The sequence below is a fragment of the Syntrophales bacterium genome (assembly GCA_030655775.1).
In the GTDB taxonomy this organism is placed as follows: domain Bacteria; phylum Desulfobacterota; class Syntrophia; order Syntrophales; family JADFWA01; genus JAUSPI01.
Genome location: JAUSPI010000107.1, coordinates 1 through 6990, shown reverse-complemented (window position 1 = coordinate 6990; position 6990 = coordinate 1). Strand labels below are relative to the sequence as shown.

Genomic DNA, 6990 nt, shown 5'->3' with positions numbered 1-6990 from the left:
TTCAAGAACAAAGGAGCTGTATCGCTGGTTCAATCTCTCTTCCGGAGTTTACTTTTATACAACCGATCCAAAAGGAGAAGGATGCTCCAGAAGGGGCTATAAGTATGATGGAATAGCCGGTTATGTGAGATAAGTACCCGAAGTTTGAAGTGTCTAAAGTGAGCTGAAATTAAAATGATTGCAATCTTCAACTTAGGCGCTTAAATTGACTTGACAAAACTGGTTAAAGGGTTTAGTTAGGATGGTCTTTTCGGGGACTAGACTATTATGCGCCTGTAGCTCAGCTGGATAGAGCAACGGACTTCTAATCCGTAGGTCCTGGGTTCGAATCCCCGCAGGCGTGCCAACATAAATGGTGGGTGTAGCTCAGTTGGTTAGAGTGCCGGGTTGTGGCCCCGGAGGCCGGGGGTTCAAGTCCCCTCACTCACCCCAAAATTTAGGGTCTGTCATTTCATGATAGACCCTTATGATGCGCCCGTAGCTCAGCTGGATAGAGTCGCAGACTTCGAATCTGTTGGTCGTAGGTTCGAATCCTACCGGGCGTGCCAGATCCGCTTTCAGGGCCCTTAGCTCAGCTGGTAGAGCAACTGACTCTTAATCAGTAGGTTGTCGGTTCGAGCCCGACAGGGCCCACCAAAAAAAGAAAGGGGTTAAGTCAGATTACGATTTAACCCCTTTTTATTTTTCCGAAGAAATCACCGCATGTAACTACTGTCGTGTCAATCTCGGAATTTTCTGAGTACGTTTCTACCTTTTCCCAATATGCAAAATGCCCTTTGTAATGTTGCATAGGTGTGCGTTTAATCTTTCTATATAACTTAGTATATCTGAGAAAACCAGCCCAGAATCACTTATACAGGTACTCTTCTCAAGTCTTTTTATATGATTCAGTCTGAAGTCCTTTATAAGAGACCGTATCTCGGAGTTAATGTTCAATGTTATGTTTGCAGATTTATTATCGTTGTTCTCGACGGCCTTTTTTGCATGTCTCATTAAGGCAAGTGTCTTTTCAAATAGTTTGTTGAGTTCATCCTGTGCATCTTCAGAAAATGTGAGATCATTTTCGTAGAAACGTTGTGCTGAATTTGCGATGTTTTCACAGTAATCAGCTGCCCTTTCAACATCATTTACGCTGTGGAGAAGCGCTGGAATCAACCTTGCCTGCTTTTCAGTCAGTTCTCTTTTGGTAATTTCGACTAAATATTCCGTGATACTCTTTTGAGTATCGTCAACGGAGCCTTCATCAATTGATATTTCGTTCTTCAATTTGTGATTATAGGAAATGACACATTGTTTTGCCTTGTCCAGCATCTCTATTGTGGTACTTATCATAACACCCAGTTCTTTAATTACTGCGTCAATTGCCAAGTTAGGGGCAGTTAAAAGATTTTTATCGAGATACCACACCTCTTTCTTTTCATAATCTTTTCCAGGGATAATTCCATACAGGAGTTTAATAAAGAGTGACACAATGGGGAGAAAGACGATTGTATTAATTACGTTGAAAATCGTATGGGTGGTGGCAACCTGCCTCGCAATATCACTCGAAACCATAGGAATATATGTCATGTAAAAAGGCACACAAGCGACGGCAATCATTGTTCCGAGGAGATTAAAAAGTGTGTTGCCTAAAGCGAGTCTTTTACTTGATAAATTGCCTCCAATACTGGCGATAATTGCAGTAATACATGTACCGACATTCGTTCCAAATATTAAATAAATAGAGGAAGGAAGGTCAAGTAATCCTCCAGATGCAAAAGCTATGATCATACCTATGGTTGTGCTGCTGCTTTGTAAAATAGCTGTTGCGGTTAATCCTATCAAAATTCCAAGCAAAGGTTGTCTGCCAAAGCTTATGAAGACATTTCTTGTTGCTTCGTTATCAGCAAGGGGCTTGACGGCAGAGCTCATCATCGTAAGCCCTAAAAACAAGAGACCGAAGCCTAATAGAGCCAGCCCTTTATTTTTATTTTTATTTTTCTTTGCAAAAAAGAAAGTTATGGCCCCGACAAATACGAACAGAGGAGCTACAGTTGTAAGTTTAAATGCGATCAACTGGGCGGTTACTGTGGTACCTACATTGGCTCCAATCATAACAGCTATAGCCGCGGCCAGGCTAATAATTCCTGCATTCAAAAATCCTATGATAATTACGGAGGTTGCGCTTGAACTCTGAATAACGGAGGTAACAAAAAGACCGGCGAGCATTGCTTTAATTCTGTTTGAAGTCATCTTTTCGAGTAACGTCTTAAGGTAATTCAGCGACAGTTTCTTAAGCGAGTCACTCAAAAGGTACATTCCGTAAATAAATAATCCCAGCCCACCGATGACTCCAACAATTATTTTGATATAACCCATCGTAACCTTTACTAAAAGACAAATAAATTAACAATAACAAACAGATATAGATACAGAATCTATTTTAGTCGTGCGAAGTATAAATGAAGAGGCAGTTCAGTGTCAAGGAGAAAACGACATTATAAATTATTGCTGGAAATGACATCCGCTATCTTTCGTACTCTTTCCATGATGCTTTCGATGTCCATGTTGAGGAGGCGTCTTTCCTTCATCACGATTTTTCCGTCAATAATTGATGTTGACACATCGGAGCCTGAGGCAGAATAGACGATCTGGGAATAGTAATTGTACAGGGGTGTGAGATGAGGTTTTTGCATGTCGAGGATGATTATATCGGCACATTTTCCCGCCTCGATTGAGCCTGTTTTGTCTTCGAGGTTTAACACCTTTGCTCCCTCAATAGTTGCCATTCTTAATACGGTTTTTGCATCCATGACCGTGGGATCTCCCGTTGTGGCCTTGTGTATCTTGGCCGCGGTATCCATCTCCCTGAACATGTCCAGGTCATTATTGCTTGCGCATCCGTCGGTACCCAGTCCCACTGTGACGCCCTTTTTGAGCAGTTTCGGGATTGGTGCAACCCCTGATGCCAGTTTCATATTACTTTCAGGATTATGGGATACCTTTACGCCACAATCGGCTAATATATCGATCTCTTCTTTGTCTATACAGACACAGTGGACGGCAATAGTGAAATCATCAAGAATGCCAAGTCTGTGGAGATAACGTACCGGTGTGGTGCCGTATCTTTCCCTGATTATTTTTGTTTCGTCTATCGTTTCGGCCAGATGGATCATGTATGGCACATTCGCCTTTCTCGCAACCTCCTTGATGAGAGTGAGTGTTTCGGTCGAACAGGTGAAGGGGGTGTGACAGGATAATGCAGGTGTGATTAAGGGAGATACCCCAGTCCATTTTTTGATGAATTTTTCGGCGATCTCTATTTTTCTTGAAGGTTCAAGATTGTTCGGGGCAGGGGAGTCGATGATACCCTGGGTTGATAGAGCACGTATCCCGGAATCGATCGCCGCCCGGGCAACACTGCTTTCGTAAAAATAAACATCGGAAAATGTTGTCGTGCCGGAGAGTATCATTTCTGCTATCGCAAGCATCGCTCCATGGTATACCATTTCCCTGTTTACATGCTTCGACTCCGCGGGGAAGATGTGATTATTCCACCACTCCATAAGGGGGAGGTCATCAGCAAGCCCCCTGAAACAGACCATCGGCGAATGGATGTGGGTATTTATAAGGCCGGGCATGATAATTGACCCGGAGGCGTCTATCGTTTCCTTTGCTTTGTACCGGGCCGGCCGGCCTGTTTCCTTTTCTGCGAAGACTATCTTTCTATCCTTTATGCCTATACGGGGATTTTCAATCACCTCCATCTTTTCTGACATGGTGAGTGCCGTTCCACCGGTAATAAGGATATCGAGTTCACCAATTCTTTTCATTTTGTTGTTATCAGGCTCTTTTTTACACGGTTTGCTATTTTTTTTACTTTTTCCATAACTTCGCGTTCGTTTATGGTCAAAAGTTGTCGGTTTTTCATAACAACTTTCCCGTTTATCAAAACGGTATCGACATCGGACCCATTGACAGCATAAACGAGGTGGGAATATTCATGATACATCGGGGTTAAATGAGGTTTGTTTAACCCTATTATAATAATATCTGCCTTCATACCGACCTCAAGGGAACCCACAAGGTTTTCCATCCCGAGAACTTTGGCCCCCTCGCGGGTTGCCATCCTTACAACTGTTTCCGCATCCATGACTGTCGGATCGAGCTTGATGACCTTATGGAATTTGGCAGCCATATCCATCTCCTGAAACATGTCCAGGTTGTTATTGCTGGCACAGCCGTCAGTGCCGAGCCCTACAACGACGCCGCGGCTCATCATATCAGGTACGGGGGCGCCTCCGGAGGCAAGTTTCATATTGCTTTCGGGAAGGCTGACTATTTTGCAGCCGTAATCGGCGAACAATTGAATATCTTCATCGACAGTGGCAACGCAGTGAAAGGCGATAAATCGGTCATTAAGGTATCCAATTTCTTTCAGAAAGGAAGTTGCATTTTTGCCTAATTTTCGGAAAAGATCTTCCCGCTCGTGCCAGGTTTCAAGAAGGTGGGTTGCCAGTGGTACTTTGTATTCGTCTGCCAGGGCCTTGGCGTCTTTGAGAAGATCGGGAGAACAGGTATAGAGTGAGTGGGGTTCAACGACAATGCTCACTAAGGGATCATCTTGCCATTTTTCAATGAGCATTCTCGTATAATTCAACCCCTCCTTGGGTGTTGGGTAACTGGGAGACGGAAAATCATAGAGAACTTCTCCGACAAGGCATCTCATTCCTGTCTCGTGAGCTGCTTTTGCAGTCTCATCTTCGAAGATATACATATCACAAAAGGTGGTTGTCCCGGATTTGATCATTTCAGCGCATGCGAGCAGGCTTCCCCAGTAAGCCAGCTCTTTATCCAGGTTTTTTGCCTCTGCGGGCAATATGTAGTTGTTCAGCCAGTCCTCTAAAATAAGATCATCGGCGATTCCCCTGAAGCATGTCATGGCCGCGTGGGTGTGACAGTTTACAAGGCCGGGCATGACGAGAGAATTCCTGGCATCGATTATTTTGCGCCCGTCGAATTTGGCTTTTATCTCTTCAGCTTTTCCGACAGCGACGATTTCGTCCCCATCTATCGCTATGTACCCATTTTCAATCCGTGAACCCTTTTCGTCCAACAAGAGAACCCTTCCCCCTGATATAATGGTGTCAACTTCTCTCATTTTAAAACATCTCCCTCTTTGTTCGATATTTCATGGAAAGTACCCTTATCATATCGTTACCCTCACCTTCAAGAAATATAATCCTTAAAGCATCTTAGGGGCTGTAATTATTCTTTGTCCCTAAAATAGACTAAAATAAAGGCTGTTCTTCACACCCCGTAGGACAGCCGTCTCGGCTGTCTGCGGCGATTCACCATTATGGACAGGCGGGACGCCTATCCTACTGTGTTGGAAGGGTCAATGTCTATTTTTGGATTTGTTATTTTACTTGCTTTTTTCTGATTCTGGGTTAAATCATGTAGAAAGAAAGGGTTAAAACAATGACGAATGTCCATTCCGCTATGCGGGCAGTTGTGTTTGACGGTGAGCTGCGATTCGTGACCGATTATCCGGTGCCGGAAGTACTGCCTCACTGGGCGCGAATCCGTGTGCAGAAGGCCGGTATCTGCAAAACGGACATGGAGCTTATGAGCGGATACATGGGATTCAAAGGGATTTTAGGACATGAGTTCATCGGGGTGGTCGAGCAGTGTGATGATACGAAATGGATCGGTAAGCGGGTTGTCGGTGAAATCAATGCGGTCTGTGGACAATGTGAATGGTGCGCGAAAGGAATAGGCCGTCATTGTCCGAATCGAGCGACGCTGGGTATCAATAATCTTAATGGCTGCATGGCCGATTACTGTGTCTTGCCGGTTTCTAACCTTCTTGAGGTACCGAAAACAGTGCCGGATGATCGGGCGGTACTGATCGAGCCTCTCTCGGCAGCATGCGAAATACTGGAACAGTTGAAAATACAGGGTTCGGAAAGGGCAGTAATCCTCGGTGACGGGCGGCTTGGAATCTTGTGTGCATGGGTACTTTCGACGGTTCTTTCCGATGTGACATTGGTCGGACATCATCCGGAAAAACTTGAGCTGTCCGCATGGCGTCATATCAAAACTGCGGTAAGTTCTGCTGATGTTGACACCGGGGCTGATATCGTCGTTGATGCGACTGGTTCCGGCAGGGGAATGAATGAAGCAATGTTGCTTTGTCGGCCCCGTGGAATAATTGTTCTCAAGTCGACAGTAGCTTCGCAGGGGGAGCTCAATCTGGCGCCTGTTGTGATCAATGAGCTGACTCTCTTAGGGTCTCGTTGCGGACAGTTTAAAGACGGACTTCGAATACTTGAATCGTATCCTGATATGCCTGTTGAACGGTTGATTACGGGGAGGTATCCGATTGAACAGGCCGTGGAGGCATTTGAACAGTCAGCAAAATCGGATACTGTCAAAATATTGCTCGAGATGACTAAAAACTGAGTTTTTAGCGACCAAATTAGTAGGTTAGCCAAATGGCCTATCTCTTTGGATTTGGGTTGAAATCTGGTTCGATTAAAATCTTGACAGGGTTTTTTTAAAATAATATAAGCAAATCAGTTTGCTTAACTGTGTGCCTGGGTGGCGGAACAGGTAGACGCAAGGGACTTAAAATCCCTCGATGTTTAACATCATGAGAGTTCGATTCTCTCCCCAGGCACCAACAATAAAAAGGGTTAGCTCAAATAGAGTCTAACCCTTTTTTGTTTCCGGCTACGATTTGGCTATGGAAATTAAATTATGGTTGGTCTAATAGCAGATCCATAAACTTTAAGAATTGACTATGGAGGTATGATATTGATTTCCTGTGTGTAATTTGAATTTATCCAATTTTCCTGTTCATTTGTTTCTTCCTGTAGTTAACAAATTTGAGGTGATAAATATTATACATGGTTTCTCTTGGTAATGATCACCGATACCCCATATTTTGTGGTCATTATTCCATATTCCATTGACGCACAAGAATGTTCTTCGTATACTACCCCACGA

4 protein-coding genes and 5 tRNA genes are annotated in these 6990 nt (G+C 44.0%); 6 read left to right on the top strand and 3 right to left on the bottom strand.

Annotated elements, in window-relative coordinates:
- The first annotated feature begins 269 nt into the window (after positions 1-269).
- The 4 genes from Q7J27_05640 (at position 270) to Q7J27_05625 (ending at position 636) form a co-directional block, all read left to right on the top strand.
- A tRNA-Arg gene (locus tag Q7J27_05640) sits at positions 270-346 on the top strand.
- 9 nt (positions 347-355) lie between these two features.
- A tRNA-His gene (locus Q7J27_05635) sits at positions 356-432 on the top strand.
- A gap of 39 nt (positions 433-471) precedes the next feature.
- A tRNA-Arg gene (locus Q7J27_05630) sits at positions 472-548 on the top strand.
- Between the two features lie 12 nt (positions 549-560).
- Positions 561-636 (top strand) — tRNA-Lys (locus Q7J27_05625).
- Between the two features lie 111 nt (positions 637-747).
- On the opposite strand, the gene Q7J27_05620 is transcribed toward Q7J27_05625, so the two are convergent.
- The 3 genes from Q7J27_05620 to Q7J27_05610 form a co-directional block, all read right to left on the bottom strand.
- Entirely contained in the window at positions 748-2358 is a 1611-nt protein-coding gene (locus Q7J27_05620; protein MDO9528624.1) for a Na/Pi cotransporter family protein, read from the bottom strand.
- Between the two features lie 119 nt (positions 2359-2477).
- Entirely contained in the window at positions 2478-3812 is a 1335-nt protein-coding gene (locus tag Q7J27_05615; protein ID MDO9528623.1) for an amidohydrolase, read from the bottom strand.
- Positions 3809-5140 (bottom strand): amidohydrolase, encoded by a 1332-nt coding sequence (locus tag Q7J27_05610; protein MDO9528622.1) that lies wholly within the window; start codon positions 5138-5140, stop codon positions 3809-3811. Before Q7J27_05610 ends, Q7J27_05615 begins: the two co-directional genes overlap by 4 nt.
- Positions 5141-5460: 320 nt before the next feature.
- Here Q7J27_05610 and Q7J27_05605 point away from each other — a divergent pair, with 320 nt between their 5' ends.
- The gene (locus Q7J27_05605; protein MDO9528621.1) at positions 5461-6444 is read left to right on the top strand and encodes an alcohol dehydrogenase catalytic domain-containing protein; all 984 of its coding nucleotides are present in this window, start codon (positions 5461-5463) and stop codon (positions 6442-6444) included.
- A 132-nt stretch (positions 6445-6576) separates the two neighbouring features.
- Positions 6577-6664: transfer RNA gene (locus tag Q7J27_05600), tRNA-Leu, on the top strand.
- Positions 6665-6990: the final 326 nt, after the last annotated feature.